At 36.7% G+C, this 21280-nt stretch carries 7 protein-coding genes; all 7 read left to right on the plus strand.

What is annotated here, in order from left to right; genetic code table 11:
• Position 1 precedes the first annotated feature (1 nt).
• The 7 genes from R2Q59_RS03915 (at position 2) to R2Q59_RS03945 (ending at position 21266) form a co-directional block, all read left to right on the plus strand.
• Positions 2–1702: a RagB/SusD family nutrient uptake outer membrane protein gene (locus R2Q59_RS03915; RefSeq protein ID WP_316765911.1), complete on the plus strand. Its 1701-nt coding sequence runs from the start codon at positions 2–4 to the stop codon at positions 1700–1702.
• A 33-nt stretch (positions 1703–1735) separates the two neighbouring features.
• Positions 1736–4825: a TonB-dependent receptor gene (locus R2Q59_RS03920; RefSeq protein ID WP_316783833.1), complete on the plus strand. Its 3090-nt coding sequence runs from the start codon at positions 1736–1738 to the stop codon at positions 4823–4825.
• Positions 4826–4836: 11 nt separating this feature from the next.
• Positions 4837–6606, plus strand: a complete 1770-nt coding sequence (locus R2Q59_RS03925) for a RagB/SusD family nutrient uptake outer membrane protein (RefSeq protein WP_316783835.1) — start codon at positions 4837–4839, stop codon at positions 6604–6606.
• Positions 6607–6717: 111 nt separating this feature from the next.
• Positions 6718–9855 (plus strand): glycoside hydrolase family 2 TIM barrel-domain containing protein, encoded by a 3138-nt coding sequence (locus R2Q59_RS03930; protein ID WP_316783837.1) that lies wholly within the window; start codon positions 6718–6720, stop codon positions 9853–9855.
• Positions 9839–10717, plus strand: a complete 879-nt coding sequence (locus R2Q59_RS03935) for a glycoside hydrolase family 16 protein (protein ID WP_316783838.1) — start codon at positions 9839–9841, stop codon at positions 10715–10717. The genes R2Q59_RS03930 and R2Q59_RS03935 overlap by 17 nt, the downstream gene beginning before the upstream one ends.
• Before the next feature lie 27 nt (positions 10718–10744).
• Positions 10745–11896 carry a galactokinase gene (gene galK, locus R2Q59_RS03940; RefSeq protein ID WP_316783839.1) on the plus strand — a complete coding sequence of 384 codons (1152 nt, stop codon included), beginning with the start codon at positions 10745–10747 and terminating at the stop codon, positions 11894–11896.
• 370 nt (positions 11897–12266) lie between these two features.
• Positions 12267–21266: a gliding motility-associated C-terminal domain-containing protein gene (locus R2Q59_RS03945; protein ID WP_316783841.1), complete on the plus strand. Its 9000-nt coding sequence runs from the start codon at positions 12267–12269 to the stop codon at positions 21264–21266.
• Positions 21267–21280: the final 14 nt, after the last annotated feature.

Below are 21280 nucleotides of genomic sequence, written 5' to 3' on the forward strand. Positions count from 1 at the left end.
TATGAAAAATATTAAACAATATATAGTAGTACTACTAATTGGACTCCAAATTTTTATAGTTTCTTCTTGTAAAAAGGTGGAAAGCGAACCTAGAGATTGGATTCAGGCAGATTTAGTATGGGACGAAAAAGATAAAAATGCTACAGTAGCTGGATTTTTCTTGAACAGTGTTTACACTTATATTCCGGGGGGATTTAATAGAATTGATGGAGATTATTTAGATGCAGCTGCTGGAGATGCGGTGCCCTCTAGAACAAATACAACGGTAGAATATTTCACAAATGGAAGAATTAGTACGCTAAACAATCCAGATCCTTATTGGGGAAATAGTTATTATGGAATTAGGGCAGCTAACATATTTTTAGCAAACATAGACCAAGTGCCGATGCTCGATTTAACCAAACAATATTGGAAAGCAGAAGCAAGGTTTATTCGTGCCCTAATGTATTTTGAGTTATTAAAAAGATATGGTGGTGCTCCGTTGATAGGTGACAAGATATTTACACTAGACGATAATTTAGAGTTGCCAAGAAATACATTTGCAGAATGTGTTAATTACATTATTAGCGAATGTGATGCCATTAAAGACAAGTTAAGACTTGAAACAGGCGCTAATTATACCACTTCAGACTGGGGTAGAATTCCAAAGGGTGCAGCCATAGCTTTAAAATGTAGGGTTTATTTGTATGCGGCAAGCCCGCTGTTTAACGGTGGAGGAGTTGAAAGCAATGCAACTCTAAAAGCATTAACAGGTTATCCAACTTATGATGCTACCCGTTGGCAAAATGTAATTGATGCAGCTGAGGAATTAAGAGGTTTAAACTATTATGCACTTCAACCAACTTTTATTAACACATTCATTACCAATAAAAACACGGAAGTTATCTTAAATAAGCAAGGTGCTACCAATACTTCTGTAGAAACCAATAATGCGCCATCTGGTTATGGTAATCCAGCGGTAAGTAATGGAAGAACAAGTCCGACAGAAGAATTTGTAAAATCATTTACCATGAGAAATGGTTTGCCAATTACCGATCCTGCATCGGGTTATGTTGCCGCAACACCTTATGCAAATAGAGATTTACGTTTAGATCATACTGTTTTTTATAACGGTATGACTTGGCTAAATAGAGCAGTGCAAACCTATGAAGGCGGCCTAGACAAACCAGGTGGAATAACTGTGCAAACCCGTACAGGATATTATTTGCGCAAGTTCATGGCAAATTTTGCTACCAATACTACTTATACCAATCAATACCACAACTTCGTGTTATTTAGATATGGCGAAATCTTATTAAACTATGCAGAAGCTTTAAATGAGCTAAACAGAACTGAAGACGCTGTAACCCAAATCAAATTATTGAGAGCAAGAGCAGGCATAACTGCTGGTGCAAACACACGATATGGTATCCCGACAGGTATTTCTCAAGCAGACATGAGAACATTGATCATGAACGAAAGAAGGGTAGAGCTAGCCTTTGAAGAGCATCGTTTTTGGGATGTACGTAGATGGAAAATTGCGCCAACGGTTTTAAGCGGAACATTAAATGGTACAAAAATTACCAGAAGTCCAACAAATGTTTTAACCTATGAAACAGTGCCTGTGAGTACCTTGGTTTTCAGTAACAAGTTATACCATATGCCTGTACCCTACTCAGAAACAACTAAAAATAGTAAACTCCTTCAAAACGAAGGTTGGTAGTTAACTGGCGTAAATCTAAATTAAAGAGATAACATGAAACATATATATAAATATTTAATTGCACTACTGTTGTTGTTTACATCAACATTTGTAATGGCACAAAACCAAGTGGTAACTGGTATCGTTACTGATGAAGGCGGTGGTGTTGCTGGTGCATCGGTTAAAGAAAAAGGGCTCCAAAGTAATGGGGTTTCTACAGATAACAACGGAAAATTTTCAATTACATTAAAAGGAAACAGTAAAACCCTGATTGTATCATACATAGGGATGCTAACACAAGAAGTAGAAGTGGGCTCAAAAACCTCAGTTAACATTCGTTTGTTAGAAGATGCTAAAGGACTGGATCAAGTAGTTGTTGTTGGTTATGGTAAGCAGAAGAAGATTACTTTAACAGGATCAATCAGTACGGTTTCTGGTGCAGAAATTCGTCAAAACCCTTCTGCAAGTTTGCAAAATACATTGGTGGGTAGATTACCAGGGTTTTTCTCTCAACAACGATCAGGTGCTCCTGGCGCTGATGGGGCAACCTTTTTTATTCGTGGTGTAAGTTCTTATAATGGAGGTTCTACAACACCCCTTATCATTGTAGATGACATTGAATATAGCCCTGAACAATTTGCTGCAATTGATGCAAATGAAGTAGAAAATATCAGTATTTTAAAGGATGCTGCTACCACTGCAATTTATGGTATTAAAGGAGCAAACGGCGTTTTAGTAGTAACCACTAGGAGAGGTAAGGTAGGTCCGCCTCAAATTACTTACCGCAATGAGTTTAGTGTAATGAAACCTACTGTGATGCCAGAGTTTTTAGACTCTTATGAAACAGCAGTATTATACAATAAAGCAAGAGCTAACGATGGTTTGCCTGTTAGATTTACAGCAGATGATTTACAAAAATATAAAGATGGAAGTGATCCTTATGGGCATCCAAATAACGATTGGAAAGACATTCTTTTTAAGGATTACAGTAAGCAGGCAAAAGGAAATTTTGATATCACAGGAGGAACAGAAAAAGTTAAGTATTTCGTGTCGGCGGGTTTTCTTTTCCAAGACGGAATGCTGAAGAACTATGGAAAAGATCAAGGTGTAAATTCTAATTTTTATTACACCAGATATAATTACAGATCTAACTTGGATATTAAAGCTACTAAAACGTTAGACCTAAGGGTAGATTTATACGGAAACCTCGGCGTAACCAATACCAACAACATAGGGAGTGCATTTGGTTACAATGATATTTTTTACGATTATGTAAGTTTCTTATCATTAGCACCATTTAATTATCCAGTTTACAATCCAGATGGTAGTTACGGTTATAGTAAATGGCAGAGAGATGAAAATCCTAACTACAATCAGAATAATATAGTTGGTAGGATTACCCATTATGGATATAACCGTAGGTATGGTAACAATATGAATTTAGTTGCCAATGCTACACAAAAATTAGATTTTTTAACAGAAGGTTTATCATTAAAAGGCGTATTGTCTTATGCGAGTACTTATGATTATACCAGAAGTATGACTCGTGATCAATTTCCTTCTTTTATTTACGATCCTACTGCAAAAGCTTATGAGCCTCGTGATCCAAATATTTACAGGGTTCGTCGTTACTTTATTGGCTATGGATCTGGAAATACGATTAGAAATTTAACAACTCAAATCATCTTAAACTACGATAGAAGTATAGGGAATCATCATTTTTATGGTACAGCATTAACAAATCTAAATTCTGTAATTAGGTTTAACTCTAATGCAGTTTACAATTTTGTGCCTAATAACTTTAAAGGTTACACAGGTAGGGTTGGTTATGATTATGCTGATAAATATTTATTCCAGTTTAATGCAGGTTACAATGGTTCAGACCGTTTTGTAAGTGGTAAAAAATATGGTTTCTTTCCTGCGGCATCTGCCGGATGGGTTATTTCTAACGAGAAATTCTGGAAAGACAATGTAAAAGTTATTGATTATTTAAAGTTTAGGGGTTCTTATGGTATTGTGGGTAATGATCGCATCGGTGATAACTTCAGTTACTCTTATCAACAAAACTACAACAATGGAAATGGTGCTTCTTTTGGGTATTCAGACAATACACAAACCGGATTTGTTGAAGGTACTTTGGCAAACAACAATGTGACCTGGGAAAAAGAAAAGAAAGCAGACGTTGCAATGGAGTTTGGTTTATTTAAAAGTAAACTAACAGGTTCTGTAGATTTGTTTTATAATGTGAGAAGTGATATTTTAACAACTAGAGGTACTGTTTCATCTATTTTTGGTGTGGGCTTGCCTCCAGTAAACTTAGGTGAAGTAGAGAACAAAGGGGGTGAGATAGAATTAAATTATAAGGATCAAATTGGAAATGTAACTTTTGGTGTTAGGGCCAACTACTCATTGGCTAAAAATAAAATCATCTATCAAGATGAGCCAAATGCAGCGTACCCTTATCAAGCATTTACAGGTAATAGCATCGGACAAATTTTAACCTACAAATTTATTGGTTTTTACACCTCGGCAGCAGATATCGCAGCAAGTCCGAAAACCCCAATTGCACCAAGAGTTGGAGATTTAAAGTATGAAGACATGAACGGCGATGGTAAGATTGATACTTATGATCAGTCTATCAATGGTTTTCCTAACTTACCTAACTCGAATTATGGCTTAGAGTTAAGAGCTGGCTATAAAGGTTTTGGAATAAGTTTGTTATTTCAAGCAGCTACGAACTTTAATGTAAGGGGAGTTGCAGAAGCTATTCAAGCATTTAGTTCTAACTTAACTGAGGTTCATCAAAATTCATGGACACCAGAACTGGGAGATAATGCACAATACCCTTTGCTATCTTTCACGCCAGGTTTAAGTAGTCCGGCAGCTTATCCATCAACATTTTGGTTTGTTTCTGGAAATTATTTAAGGTTAAAAAATGCCGAAATCAATTACAGCTTTGGTAAGAAAATTACTCAAAAGCTAAATGTTCAAAATTTAAGAGCTTATGTAAACGGATATAACTTGGTTACGTGGTCTAACTTAAATAAAAGATATCAGTTTGACCCTGAATCTAACTCTGGTGCTGATCGAATAAAATATCCGCCTCAACAGATGATCAATTTAGGCTTAAGTGTTACATTTTAACTGTTAACGAAATGAAAAGAATAATATTTATAATAGTTTTATGTGCTGCATTTGCATCATGTAAAAAGGGCACTGATTTTTTGGATGCCAAAGCTGATACTGGCGAAACTGAAGCAACTGTATTTGCCGACAGCGTTAAAACCATGCGCTTTTTAACTCAAATTTACAGTGCTGTTGGTTATAGTTTTAATAAAGGTAGGTTTAGTAGCCATGGTAATACCGAAATGGCAACAGATGATGCTGAATACGCCTATTCTGGTGTAACACAATATACAGTTATTATGTACAGTGGTTCCCTTTCTCCAAATACATTTTGGGATAGAACAACCATCCCAGATTTTTGGGGAACACCTTACGCAAACATTAGAAGAGTAAATTTGATGCTTTCTAAATTGCCAATCACACCGCTAAATGTAGCCACTAAAAAAAGAATTACTGGCGAATTAAGGTATTTGAGAGCTTGGTATTATCATTTCTTGTTGATTAATTTTGGTGGCGTTCCGCTAGAAGGTGATGCAGTTTACGGAATTGAAGATGTGATTGATTTGCCAAGATCTTCTTTTCAAGCAACTGTTGATTACATCACTTCAGAATTAGATGCTGCAGCTGCAATTCTGCCTCTTCCAAATGTGCCAGCACCCTTAGGTTATCAAGAACAAGATTATGGCAGAGCAACAAGAGGCGCTTGTTTAGCCTTAAAATCACGAGTGTTACTTTATGCTGCAAGTCCACTGTTTAACGGAGGAGCAATTTCATCAGCATCAGCAATAGCAAAACCTTTGGTAAGTTACCCAACCTACAGTGTTAGTCATTGGCAAAAAGCTGCCGATGCGGCCCTAGAAGTAATTAACTCTAATTATTATGCTTTAAATGAAGATAACGTTACAGCACCAGGTTTTGGCTTTTATAATGTGTTTTTAAGAAGGGTAAATACCGAGTATATCTTTAATTTCAACAGAGGAAATAATAGGGATATGGAGGTTAATTACAATCCACCAAGCAGAGGAGGAGCGAAAAACTCAACACCAACCCATCAACTGGCAGAGGCTTTTCCAATGAGAAATGGCAAGGCAATTACAGATCCAACTTCTGGTTATGATCCTGCAAATCCTTATGCTAATCGCGACCCAAGGTTTGGCTATTCGATTATTTATAATCAAGCTTTATATTATAGCACTTCTACGAGTTCTAAAATAGCAGTTAACACGTATGCCGGTGCAGCTACAGATGGTTATACCACAAATGGAACAGGGCCAACAACTACAGGTTATTATTCTCGTAAAATGTGCGATGAAAATATTTCTGCTAATAGTTCATTCAACACCGAAAGAGGTTGGCCGCTAATTCGTTACGCAGAGATTTTATTAAACTATGCTGAGGCTATTAATGAAACAGGTCAAACTGCTTTAGCATATCCACGATTGGTAGCCATTAGAAAACGTGCTGGAATTTTGCCAGGAGCTGATAATTTATATGGCTTAAAAGCAAACATGACCGTTGAGGAAATGCGTTTGGTTATTCAAAACGAGCGTAGAATAGAATTGATGAATGAAGACCACCGTTGGAATGACATTAGACGTTGGAAGATTGCTGTTGCCGTAAACAATGGTTTTAATAAGGCCATCAATATTACTAGAATTGGTACTACAGGATCTAATTACACTTATCAAGTTGCAAACACAATAAGGGCACACGTATTTAATGAACAACATTATTTAATGCCAATTCCACAATCAGAGGTGTCAAAAATGCCTTCTATGGTTCAAAACCCTAATTACTAAATTTTTAATGATTTTTTCTCCTAACTACTTTTTTATAAGTGGTTAGGAGATTTTGCTGTCCAAATATTACGATATAGACCTTAGCCGCTCCTAAATTTATCACACAAGAAAATGAAAAAAACATTATTAACTGCCATTATTTTTTTATGTTTTGGATATTTAAATGCTCAAAACAACGATTGGGAAAATCCAAAACTGGTTGATCAAGGAAAGGAGAAAGCACATGCTTCCTTTATGCTTTTTGATTCAGAAAAAGACGTAATTGAAGATGATTACACTAAATCTGCTTATTATCAATCACTAAATGGACAATGGAAATTTAACTATGTAGATAAATATGCAGACCGAGTTAAAGATTTCTATAGAACTGATTTAAATGATGGTGGTTGGGCAAATATAAACGTACCATCAAATTGGGAATTAAATGGTTTTGGAATACCAATTTACACCAATATCACTTATCCATATCCTAAAAATCCACCTTTTATAGGCGAGAATAATCCAGTTGGTACCTATAGAAAAACTTTTTCTATCCCAGAAAACTGGCAAAATAGAGAGACGTTAATTCATTTTGGCTCTATCACTGGTTGTGCTTTTATTTATGTGAATGGTAAAAAAGTAGGAATTACAAAGGCATCAAAAACACCAGCAGAATTTAACATCACTCCATTTCTTAAAAAAGGAGTTAACCAATTGGCGGTTCAAGTTTTTCGTTGGCACGATGGAAGTTATTTAGAAGATCAAGATTTTTGGCGGTTAAGCGGAATAGAAAGAAATGTTTATCTTTTTTCGATGCCGAAACAAACAGTTTGGGATTTCTTTCTAAAAGGAGATTTAGATAAAACCTACACAAATGGATTGTTCAGTGCAGCAATTGACGTGAGGAAATTTCCTAAAACTGAACTCACAGGTGGTTCAATCATAGTTTCTTTGTTAGATAAAAACGGAAAATCTGTATTTCAAAAAACTCAAACTTTTAATGCATCCGCTGATACTATTCAGACCATAAATTTATCAGGAACCATTAAGAATCCGTTAAAATGGAATGCAGAACAACCTAATTTATACAATTGTATCATTACCTTAAAGGACAATAAGGGGAAACAGGTAGCCGTTACTGGCGCAAAAATAGGCTTCAGAAAAGTGGAAATAAAAAATGCGCAATTGCTAATTAATGGAGTGGCTACCTATGTTCATGGTGTAAATAGACATGAACATGATGATGTAACTGGACATACCACTTCTAGAGAATTGATGTTAAAAGACATTCGATTAATGAAAGAATTTAACATTAATGCTGTTAGACTGGCGCATTATCCTAATGATCCCCTTTGGTATAAACTATGTGACGAGTATGGCCTTTATTTAGTAGATGAGGCAAACATTGAAACCCATGGGATGGGTGCCGAGTGGCAAGGATGGTTTGATAAAACTAAACACCCAGCTTATTTACCCGAATGGGCTGCAGCACATACGGATAGAACGGTTAGAATGGTAGAACGGGATAAAAATCATGCTTCAATTATCATTTGGTCTTTAGGTAATGAATCTGGTAATGGGCCAGTATTTCATGATAACTATAAGTGGATTAAACAAAGAGATAATACAAGACCAGTTCAGTTTGAGCAGGCTGGTGAAGATTGGAATACAGACATCGTTTGCCCAATGTACCCAAGCATTGGCAATATGAAAAGATATGCTGCTGATACTTCAAAAAATCGTCCTTATATCATGTGCGAATATTCTCATGCAATGGGAAACAGTAGCGGTAATTTTCAGGAATATTTTGATATTATAAGAAGTAGTAAACACATGCAAGGTGGCTTTATTTGGGATTGGGTAGACCAAGGAATAAAAGCAAAAGACGCAAACGGCAGTACTTTTTGGGCTTATGGTGGAGATTTAGGAGGCTTTTATTTGCAAAATGATGAAAATTTTCTGGCAAACGGACTAGTAGGGCCAACGAGAGAACCGCATCCTGGGGCGTTTGAAGTAAGAAAGGTTTATCAATACATTCAATTTACTTCAAAGGATATTTCAAAAGGAAGTTTAACCATTGAAAATTTGCTTGACTTTACAAATCTCGACCAGTATAACTTTAAATGGGAACTGGTAAGTAATGGTAAGGTATTTAAAGAAGGCAATTTTGAAGTTACATTGAATCCGCACATGAAGAAAGAAGTAAAATTGACTCTTCCAATGATAAAAGCAATTGAAGGAACAGAGTTTTATTTGAATGTGTATGCTTATCGTAAAACTGCATCAGCCATGCTGCCAGTAGGATTTGAAGTTGCTAAGGAGCAGTTTAAATACGCTGGAGACTTTTTTGCTAAAGATCAAAAATCAGAAACACTACTAAAAACAAGTACAAAAGAAAACAAATTAAGTTTTGATGCAGGTGATGTGCATGGCGAATTTGATACAAAAACTGGAAGATTTACCAAATACAGTAAAGACAATGGAGGTTCATTGAATAATTTTCCGGAACCCTATTTTTGGAGGGCACCAACCGATAATGATTTTGGTAACAGTATGCCATCGAGATTAGGTATTTGGCGCTCGGCACACGACAATAAAAGGCTGTTAAATGTAGATGTTGCCAAACAAACAGATAGTGGACAAGTAATTCGTGTTAACTATGAGTTGAGCAATATTAAAGTTCCTTATACCATCACTTACTTAATTACCAACGATGGAGCTGTAAAGGTTAACGCATCTATGGACATGACTGGAAGAGATTTGCCAGAGTTGCCAAGATTTGGAATGCGCACAGAATTACCACAGCGCTTTAGCAATTTGAGTTATTATGGTCGCGGTCCGCATGAGAATTATAGCGATAGAAACTTTTCTTCTTTTGTTGGTCTGTATAGTGATAAAGTAGAAAATCAATTTTATAAAGGCTATATAAGGCCACAAGAAAGCGGTAATAAAACCGATGTGAGGTGGATAAGTTTAACTGATGAACAGGGAAAAGGAATTTTAATTGAAGGTTTGCAACCACTTTCATTCGCGGCAATTAACCATTCTACTGAAGATTTAGATCCGGGTTTAACCAAAAAGCAGCAACATCCAACTGACCTTCCCATAAGGAGAAACGTGTTTTTAAGTATTGACCTCAAACAACGTGGTGTTGGGGGAGATGACAGTTGGGGTGCATTGCCACATGCTCCATATAGATTGATGGAGAAAAAATACAGTTATGGTTATACCATAAAATTGATAAGTAAAGACAATGGACAGGCAAAATAGCATTCGAATAGCTTTATTATTTAGTTTAATCTGTGCGCTTTCTTGCACGGTTAGAAAAGCTAACATACGGCCAAAAATTGCAGATTACAGTAAAGAAGGATATGATTTGGTATGGGCAGATGAATTTGAAAAAGATGGTGTGCCTAACCCTAAAAACTGGACTTATGAGCAAGGTTTTGTGCGCAATGAAGAACTGCAATGGTATCAAGCTGAAAACGCATTTTGTAAAAATGGACTGCTTGTAATCGAGGGGAGAAAAGAGCAAAAACCAAATCCATTTTATGTGGAAGGAAGTAGGGATTGGAGAAAAAACCGTAAAAATATTGAATATACCAGTGCTTGTTTGATAACCAAAGGATTGCAAAGTTGGCAATACGGGCGGTTTGAAATGCGTGGTAAAATAGATGTGAGCAATGGCTTATGGCCAGCCTTTTGGACTTTAGGGGTTGCTGGTAGATGGCCTGCAAATGGAGAGATTGATATCATGGAATATTACAAGGGTAAAATCTTATCGAACATTGCAAGTTTGGGCAAGGATGGAAAACCAAAATGGTTTAGTGAAACCAAGGCAGTTAAAGAGTTAGGTGGGAATGTTTGGACAGAGAAATTTCACATTTGGAGAATGGACTGGGATAGTGAAAATATCAGTTTATATGTTGACGATACTTTATACATAAAAGTGCCATTAACTCAGTTGCAAAACGAAAATAAAGAAGGCCAAAATCCATTTAAACAAAAACATTATATCTTATTAGATCTTGCTATGGGCGGATTAAATGGAGGAGACTTAAATGGAACAAAGTTTCCAAATAGGATGGAGGTTGATTACGTAAGGGTTTATCAGAAGAAAAACCAAAATTAATAATCAAGCAATTGAAAGAAAACTGAGATGATGATCGAATCAATAAAATCAGCTTTTAAACAGCATTTCAACCGCGTTCCCATTATAGTTCGCTCTCCAGGAAAAATTAATTTAGCAGGCGGCTACACCAACGATAATGATGGTTATGTATTGCCTGTAGCCATTGATATAGCTACTTATGTAGCTGTTTCGAAAAGGAAAGATGATGAGATTCACCTTTACTCAGAAAGTTATCAAGAAGCTTTTCAAACCAAGCTTTCTGATTTAAATACTTCCGAAAAAGACTGGGTTAATTACATTTTAGGTGTAGCAGATCAGTTGCAGAAATGGGGTTATCACATTGGTGGATTTAACCTCTATATTGATGGTGATGTGCCATTAGACGATGAGCTTTCTTCTATTGCTGCAATGGAGTGTTCTACTGCCTACGCATTAATCGAACTGTTTTCTTTATCTGTTCCGATGCTAGATCTTGCGAAAATCGCACAAATGGCAGGACAGGATTTTAAAGGAATTAACAATAGCATTATAGATCAATTTACTTCTGTTTTTGGAAAAAAAGGGAATGCTATTCTTTTAGATGGTAAAAGTTTAACCTATGATTATATCCCCATAAAGTTAGATGGATATCAATTTGTTTTATTGAAAGCAGATTTAGATAACCCAACATTAAATCATAAATTAATTAAAATTAAGGAACAATGTGAGCAAGGGTTTTTGTTGGTTAAAAGCAATGTTGAACATGTGAGAAGCTTACGGGACACCAATTTAAAGATGTTAGATAAATATGTTAAACGGAAAGACATTGAAATCTACAATAAATGTAAGTTCATAATAGAAGAAAATCAGAGGGTTTTACTGGCTGCTGAACACTTAAGGAATGCTAATTTAAAGGGTTTTGGTCAGGTAATGTTTCAAACACATGATGGGCTAAGCGAATTTTATCAGGTTAGTTGCGATGAATTAGATTTTTTGGTGAATACCGTAAAAAAAATCCCTTATGTATTGGGAGCTAGAATGATAGGTGAAGGATTTGAAGGTTGTACGCTGAACATCGTAAAAGAAGATGTTATAGATGATTTTATTGAAGAATTGACTCATACATTTGAAGTTAAGTTTGCTAAAAAATTAGATGCTTATGTTGTTGAGATAGAAGATGGTACAACATTAATATGCTGATAGAAAAAGTAATGATGTAGTTGTTGGGTATTTATTTCTACACAAAAATAAATATATATCATCTCATTGGTACTCATAAGTTTTGAGATATTTATAGATGTAGGTATTTATGGGTAATTATCTCCACATGTTGGGTAATTGTGTAACTCTAATTGGGGAAAATATTCAACTAAAATAATTTGTTAATAATAATTTAATAACTGTGTAATTTCTTTCTCATTTTAGAACATAGCCAAAATCAAGTCTTTTTAGTTGTTTAAACATTAAATTATTAAATTAATAAGAAAATGATGTTGTGTTTACCAGTTGAAATAATTCCATGGCTTTGAATTTGTCATACGTGTACGGGTGTAACACTTCGTAATCCACTATGAACAATTTTTTACTAAAAGCTTCACGTGTTAAAACAAAAAAAATAATTGCAAAATCCCTTGCGCTAATTTGTTCGTTGTTGCTTTTCTCAAATTTAGTAAGTGCACAATCTTACAAGAACCATTACATCGCTCCAGCACCTTGGGTTTATTTTACAGAAGGTAATGAGTTAATTATTGCAACAAATAGTGTTACTCCTGTTAATTTAACTATTAAAAAAAGTGACGGAACAACACCTGCCATAACACCTCTTAACTCTGATCCCTTAACGATTGGGCATCCAAAAGTGTTTAGGTTTGTAGGCTTAATTAATGCAAACGGAAACCAAAGACATGCTTTAAACACCATCATAGACAATGCTGGGTTAATAGTTATTGGCGATCAGCCTATTACGGTAAACTTAAGGAATATTGTTTCAGATCAAGACCTTGGTCAGGGCTTAGATGATTATATAAAAGGAAATTCATCGTTATTCAGTTTTGGTGATGCAGCTGTGGGTACCTCTTTTAGGGTTGGTTATTATAGGGATGGAGATGTTTATACATCAGGAGGGAATCGTCCGGCGAGACCAATTTATAGTGTAATGGCTATAAATAATGGAACGATCTTAAAAATTAATGGAGTTCCAATAACCACGTTAAATGCTGGTCAATCTTATTTATTTCAAAATCACATTGGTTCTCTTGTAGAAACCTCTGGTCCGGCTGTAATGAATGCTAGTGCTGCTTATGATTCTCCAACTAATGGTAATTGTTTCGATGGTACAAGTAATCCTGTTGCTCCAGTTTCATCTTTAGGAACACAATATATTGTTGTTAGAGGAAATGGAAATGATGTTTCTGAACAAACAACAGTAGTAGCTTCGGAAGATAATACAGTTGTTACTGTAGTTAATTATACATCAGCTGGTGCGATACATAATACAGTTATTTATACTTTAGCAGCGGCCGGTGATTTTATCACTTTTAATAATGGTATTCCGGGCGGTACAAATGCCGCAAATACATCGGAAGGTCAGATATATTCTGCTACAAGAATTCTTTCTACTAAAAAGGTTGCGGCTTATTCGGGTACGGCAGATAACTGCGAGGTTGATCTTGCAACCTTAGTTCCAATTTCTGATTGTACCGGTTCTACCAAAGTTCAGGCCTATAAGTTTAGGAAATATACTCCTGCTGATGATTTACCTTATTTTGCTTATATTATTTTAAATGATGCAGCGGCAAAAGTTTTAATCACTACTGATAATGGATTAACCAATAAGGATATTGAAACCTTACCTGGTGTTGGTGTTAGAAGACAGTTAGGCTCATCTGGTTTGTTTATTATAGATTTTACCAACACTAATGTTGCCAACCCAAATTCACTTACTTTAGAGAGCACATCAAGACTTACGGTTTCTATGGTTCAACAAGGTGGTGGATTTTCAATGTCGAATTTCTTAACGCCACTACCAGAAAAGGCATTGGTGCCTACTTTTGCTCAAGGAGATTGTGCGTCTGCTGTACTTTCGGCCGATCCAAATAGTAGGGCACCGTATCAATGGTATTTAGATGGAGTTATGATTCCTGGAGCTACCTCAATATCTTATACGGCAGCCGTTTCAGGGGTTTATACGGTTACTACAGCATTAGATTGTGGTAATAGTGCACAATCATTACCTATTATAATCAACCTTTGTAATATAGATAGGTCAGTTACTAAAACTGTAGATAATACGACTCCTGTAATAGGATCCACTGTAAATTTTACTCTAACGGCAAAAAATCTAGGTCCTGGAAATGCAGTTAATGTAGTAGTTACAGATTTATTGCCTGCAGGTTATACTTATGTATCTCATACGGCAAGTGCTGGAACATCATATGATTACCTAACTGGAAAATGGATCATAGGCTCACTTGCAGCAAATGGTGCAGACAATGCTACTTTGGTCGTAAGTGCTATCACTAAATCTACAGGGCCTTATCAAAATACGGCAACCATTTCTGGTCCACAAAGTGATGTCACAACTAATAACGATGTTGCATCAGTTACTCCATCAGTTATACCAGCAATAACATTAACTTCTGCATCAGGCACAGATGCTCAAACGATATGCTATAGCCCCTCAACTGCTATAGCCCCAATAGTTTATACTTTTTGGGGAACCACAACTGGTGCTATTGCTACCCTGCCAGCCGGATTAACAGGAGTGTACACGGCAGCAACAACTACGCCTTCAGCTCCCGCTAAATATACCATTACAGGTATTCCATCTATTACATTAGGGGCAGAAACCTATAAGGTTACTACCCAAGGAGGGCCCACGGATGTGGAAATCACAGGTTTATTAACAGTTAATGGAGCCGTTACTAATCCAGTTTTTAACCCTTTCGTTGCAACTCGTTGCCAAGGTCCTGGCATTGTTTTCTACACTGCTACTGCTAATTATGCTAATGGTATTACTTATAGTATAAGCCCAACAATAGCAGGAACTATGAATGCGGCAACAGGTCAAATGACTTGGTCGGCAGCATTTAGTGGCAATGCTACAATTACCGCTTCAGCAGCAGGCTGTTCAGGACCAGCCACTAGTTCCATTGTGATTACGGTTTCTTCTGGTGGTACGGTTACGCCTGATTATGTAACGGTTTGCGCTGTAAATAATATTGGTACTTTAACTGCTGGTGGAGTTACTGGAACTGTTATCCGTTGGGAATATTCTACTGATGCAGGTGCTACCTGGACATCGATTGCTAATACCTCAACTACTCAAAGTTATGCAGGTTTAACCCAAACCAGAGCATATCGTGTAGTTTCTCAAACAACGGCCTGCGCTGAGGTATTCTCAGCAATAGCCACAATATCAGTGAGCCAGATTGCAGCAGTTTCTGCTCAAACCGTTTCGGTGTGTTCTGCACATTCATTTTTAGTGGAACCTTCTGGCGTTCCTGGAGGAACAGTTTATTCTTGGTCTGCACCAACCTTGTTGTCAGGTACCGTTACTGGTGGAGCAGCAGGAAGTAATGAACCAAATATTACAGGAACGTTAACTGGAAATGGAGTTGTTAGATATACAGTTACACCAAGGTCAGGCTCTTGTGAAGGAGCACCATTTACACTAACAGTTTCTGTTTTCCCTCCAACTGTACGTACCATTAATTATGGTGGCCCTTATTGTCATTCAGCAGGTGGTACTGCAAGTCCAACATTTGGTGGCAATACAACTGGTATTACAAGTAGTACCTTTGCTTCTACTATTGGATTAAGTATCGATGTGAATACAGGTGTAGTAAACATTGCTGCAAGTCAGGCAGGAAACTATATCATTACCAATACCTATTCTAATGGAAGTTGTACTTCAACCGCGAGTTATGTATTGGTACTTTCTTCAACACCTACAACTGGACTGCTAGTTGCTCCGGCAGATATTTGTGCAAATAGTAATGCAACAATAACATTATCTAACATTCCTTATGGCAATGGGTCTTCTTATTCTGTTTGGACTGCCGCTTCTGGTGGTACAAATCTAGGAATGATTCCTTTTACAACGCCTAATTTATTGGTTAATACAACCTATTATATTCAGCCAACTAACTCATGTGGTGATGGGCCTAGAACGCCAATTGATATCAATATTAAATCTTCAACTTTAGCTACACCTATAACGCCAGGCAACTCTTCTCTTTGTGAAGGTTCTACTTTGCAATTGGCAAACGCAACAGGTGGTGGAACTTGGGGGAGCTCAAATACTGCTATTGCTACTGTGAGTTCAACAGGGTTAGTAACTGCAATTGCCCCTGGTTCAGTATTAATTAGTTATATAGCACCAGCTGGATGTACAAGTAAATCATTAAATATCGATGCTAGACCTACTATATCTCAAATAACTGGAGGAGGCGATTTATGTGTTGGTTTAACAAGAATTTTGGCAAATGCAACGGCTGGTGGCGTATGGAGTAGTGCAACACCAAGTGTGGCTACTGTTAACGCTTCAACTGGTGAAGTGACTGGCGTTACCGCAGGAACATCAGTTATTACTTATACAACTGCCGCTAATGCTAGCGGTTGTACAAATTCTGCAATTTATACCCTTACAGTTAATAGACCATCTACTTTAATTCGTAGCGGCGGCTCTCAAAATCAAACAATTTGTACTGGAAGTGCCATTACCGATATAGTTTATACTTATGGTGGAAGCGCAACGAGTGCTTTTGTAACGGGGACTATATCTCCAGCAAACTATGTAGTAAACACAATTAACAAAACCGTAACTATCACTGGTATATTTAATACAAGTGTAACTTATAATGTAACAACCGTTGGGCATACTTCACCTTGTGATCCAATTGTTGTAAGTGGTACAATTACTACTGATCCATTATTATGTCCATCTAATTTACTTGCTGTTAATGATAATGGCGTTGCCAATTCCATTAATGGTGGCGAGGCAGTGGCAAACATCTTGGTAAATGACAGTTACAATGCTAATTTAACAGCCACTATTGCTAATCTAACCATTGCTGAGAACTCGAATAACAGTTTAGGAAAAGTTACACTGAATACAGCGACTGGCAAAGTAAATGTTGCGCCAGGTACGCCAGCTGGAACCTACACTATCAATTACACCATCACGGATAAACAAGATCCTACTAAAACAGCAACTGCAAATATTGTGGTAATCGTTTCATCTGGCATAATTGAAGCAGTAGCCGATAGCGGAACGGTAAATTCTACTGTTGGTAATTCATCTTTGTTAAACGTATTGGCTAATGATAAATTTAATGGTGGCAGCCCTGCAACTATTGCAGCTGTAACCATTACAGAAAATTCAAATAACAGCGGGGGTAATGTAACCCTAACACCAGGAACTGGTGTTGTTAGTGTGGCACCCGGTACGCCGCCAGGAACTTATAACATAAACTATACGATTACTGATAAATTAGATCCTACTAAAACTTCAAGCGCAAATGTTGTTGTTTTTGTTACCACGGGTGCAATTCAAGCCAACGATGATAATGGTACTGCAAATACAGTAAATGGTGGTGTTGCTATTTCAAATATTTTAACGAATGATAAATACAACGGAACAAGCCAAGTACCAACTACAGCTGATGTTACCATTGCAGAAGTTCCAGGTAGTAATACAAGTGCTGGCAAAATAACGTTAAATGTAACCACTGGCCAAGTAACAGTTGCCCCAAATACACCAGCAGGAGTTTATACAATAGATTATTCTATAACTGATAAGCTTGATCCGAGTAAGGTAGCTACAGCAATCATAACAGTTACCGTTTCATCGGGTGCTATTCAAGCAAACAATGATTCAGGTTCTGTAAGTGGTGTTCTTGGTGGCATTGCTGTTAATGATGTTTTAATTAACGATACTTTTAATGGAGGTAGTCCGGCTACTTTGGCCAATGTAGATTTAGCTCAAGTTTCTACAACCAATCCAAAGGTAACACTTGATGTATTAACTGGTAAGGTTAATGTAGCGCCAGGAACTCCAGGAGGTGTTTACACTTTAGTTTATAAAATTGTTGATAAGCTAGATCCAACTAAAATTTCACAAGCTTCTGTAAGTGTTACAGTTGTTGCACCAACTATAATTGCCACTAATGACAGTGGTACTGTTAATGGATTGGTAGGGGGAACTGCTGTTGCAAATGTATTAGTTAATGATACCTACAATGGAAACCCAGCAACACTAAATGACGTAACTATTTCTCAGGTATCAACTAGTAATCCTAAAGTAACCATAGATCCTACAACAGGAAAAGTAAACGTGGCGGCCGGAACTGCAGCAGGTACTTACAACTTGGTTTACCAAATTGAAGATAAATTAAACCCAGGCTCGAAAAAAACTGCGACTGTAACTGTTACGGTTACTGCGCCTGCAATGGTTGCTGCCAATGATAATGGTGCTATAAATGGTGTGACAGGCGGAACCGCTATCGCAAATATTTTAGCTAACGATACTTATAATGGTAATCCAGCTACATTAAATGATGTAACTATTACCCAAGTTTCGTCAACCAGTGCAAATGTAACAATAGACCCAACTACAGGTAAAGTAAATGTTGCACCAAATACAACAACCGGAACTTATACCTTGGTTTATGAAATTGAAGATAAACTAAATCCAGGGCAGAAAAAGACAGCAACAATTACTGTCAATGTAACAAGTACCCCTTTAATAGCAACTCCAGATACAGGTACAATTTTAGGTTTCTTTGGAGGAACAATTCAAATGGATATTTTAGCTAATGATACTTACAATGGAGGCTCTCAAGCTAATGTGGGTAATGTTGTAATCACTCAATTATCTACAGATAATCCAAAAATTAACATAGACCCTACCAATGGAAAAGTAATTGTTCAGCCAAGAACCTTGCCTGGCGTTTATATACTAAACTATCAAATTACAGATAAGTTAGATCCAGCAAATAAAGCAACAACAACGGTTACCATCACCATACCTAATTGGATTACCGATTTGGCAGTTACGAAAGTAGCTGATAAAACAGGAGTGGAGGTTAATGAAAATATTACTTATGCTATTATCGTAAGAAATATTGGTACGGCTACTGTGTTAGCTGGTAGAGCAATCGTGCTAACAGAATCTCTACCTACGGGTTTAAGCAATGTAACTTACCAAGCAACTGGTGGTACTTATAACCCAACGGCAAATACCTTCACCACAGCCGCAGATGTAGATGCCGGACAATCGGTTACTTTACTTGTAATGGGTACGGTTAATGCAAACTATACTCAAAATGACATTACCAATAGTGTAACTGTTGATGCTGCCCAACTGGCAATGGATCCAAATCCAGCTAATAATTCAGCCTCGGTTACCACACCTATTTTAAAAGGTAAAATAGCACTTGTAAAATCGGGTGTAGTAAATTCAGGAAACAATACAGTTACTTATACTTTTACAATAAAGAATACAGGGAATGTGGCCTTGAGTAATGTTACATTAACAGATGCAAAATTGGGCCTTAACATAGTTTTACCTGGTTCATTAGCAATAGGTGCTAGTACAACTTATACTCGTGTTTATACTTTATCACAAAGTGATAAAGATTTAGGGTCGGTAACAAACACAGCAAACGTAAGTTCTAAATCGCCAGCTGGCAATACCATTACAGATATTTCAGGAACTGCAGAAAACAATGATAATCCAACTATTACTACAATCCCTACTTCAGCAGCTCTTGCATTAACAAAAGTTGCAAACAACAATGGTACAAAAGTAGGCGATGTTATTACTTATTTCATCGTTCTTAAAAATACAGGAAATGTTACGTTAAATAACATCGAGGTTACCGATGCAAATGCAACATTGGCAAGTTCTCCAACGCCAAGTCCAAACCCTAATAGCTCTGGATATTTTATTCCCACTTTAATTCCTGGAGCGTTGGTAAACATTACCGCTACGCATATACTTACGCAAACAGATATTAATGCAGGTACTGTTGTAAATCAGGCAAATGTTAACGCAAAAGATCCAAAAGGAAATAATTTAACCAAGGTTTCTGATAATCCTTCAACCACTGCCTCGGATGATCCGACTATCATTTCGATTGCACAGGTTTCTTCTATCACATTAACTAAAACTGCTAACAACACTGGCGGTAAGGCAGGTGATGTTATCAATTACACGCTAATTGTTAAAAATACTGGTAATACTACGTTAACAAATGTAGTAGTTGCAGATGCTGGTGCAGATGCAGGTAGCGTTTTACCAGCCAATGTTGCAACTATACAACCTGGTGCCATAGCGGTAGTTGTAGCAAAACATACATTAACACAAGCAGATGTTAATTTAGGTAGGTATAGTAACCAAGCCAGTGTAATAGCAAAAGACGGCAATAATAATTCGATCGCAGATCCATTATCTGATGATCCAAATACAACACTTTCAGATGATCCAACTGTGGTTTTATTAAACCCGAATGCAGATTTGGTAACCGTTAAAAGACTAAAAAATGCTGCACAGATTTCTTATGTTCCAGGTGAAAATGTTATTTACTTGATTAGCGTTAAAAATATTGGGCCAAGTGCTGCGGTAAATGTTAAGGTAACTGATATCGCCCCGTTGGGTACAACAATAACTAAATGGACAGCTACAGCAACAGGTTTAACCTTGCCAAATAATGATGGTACTGGAAATTTGGATCAAACTATCTCCTTGTTTCCAAGTAATGCGGAAGTTAGTTATGAAATAACTGTAGCAACTCCTAATAGTGCTACCAAATCAATCTATGCTGGTAAGCCACTTTCTAATAGTGTAACAATAACCAGTAGTACACCAGATTTATCAACCATAGGTGATATAACAACTACAGCAGAAATACCAGCATTCATTCAGAATGATTTGAGCATTGCAAAAACTTCAGATCATTTAACACCAGTTGGAATGGATACGCCTTATGACTATAACATTCTAGTTAAAAACAACGGTTTATTTACATCAAATAATGTGGTAGTTACCGACGTTTTACCAGCCGGATTAACTTATGTATCTCATTCAGCTGGAAAAGGTACTGCAAACTATAGTTCCGCTTCAAATACGGTATTGTGGACGGTTCCAACAATAGAATCTGGTGCCGTTGTCATGTTGACAATAAAAGTGAAATCTAGCAAATCTGGGGTTATTAGTAATACGGCATCTGTAACAGCTGCAGAGGGCGATCCAAACTTAGCTAATAATATAGCTACTGATTTGAAAGAAATCTTTATTTTAAATACTAAACCAAATGTGATTACACCAAATGGTGATGGTAAAAATGATACCTATGTAATTGATGGATTAGAGCTTTATCCAGAGAATTTCTTAACCATATTTAATCGCTGGGGTAACGAGGTTTACCATAGCAATGGTGGTTATAAAAATGATTGGAGTGGAAATGGATTAAAAGAAGGTACATATTATTACTTGTTAAAAGTTAAAGAGACCAATGGTAATTGGACAGTATCAAAAGGTTACATTACGCTTTTAAGGAATAATTAATAGCCAATAAATAT

The organism is Pedobacter frigiditerrae (genome assembly GCF_032678705.1).
GTDB classification, from domain to species: domain Bacteria; phylum Bacteroidota; class Bacteroidia; order Sphingobacteriales; family Sphingobacteriaceae; genus Pedobacter; species Pedobacter frigiditerrae_A.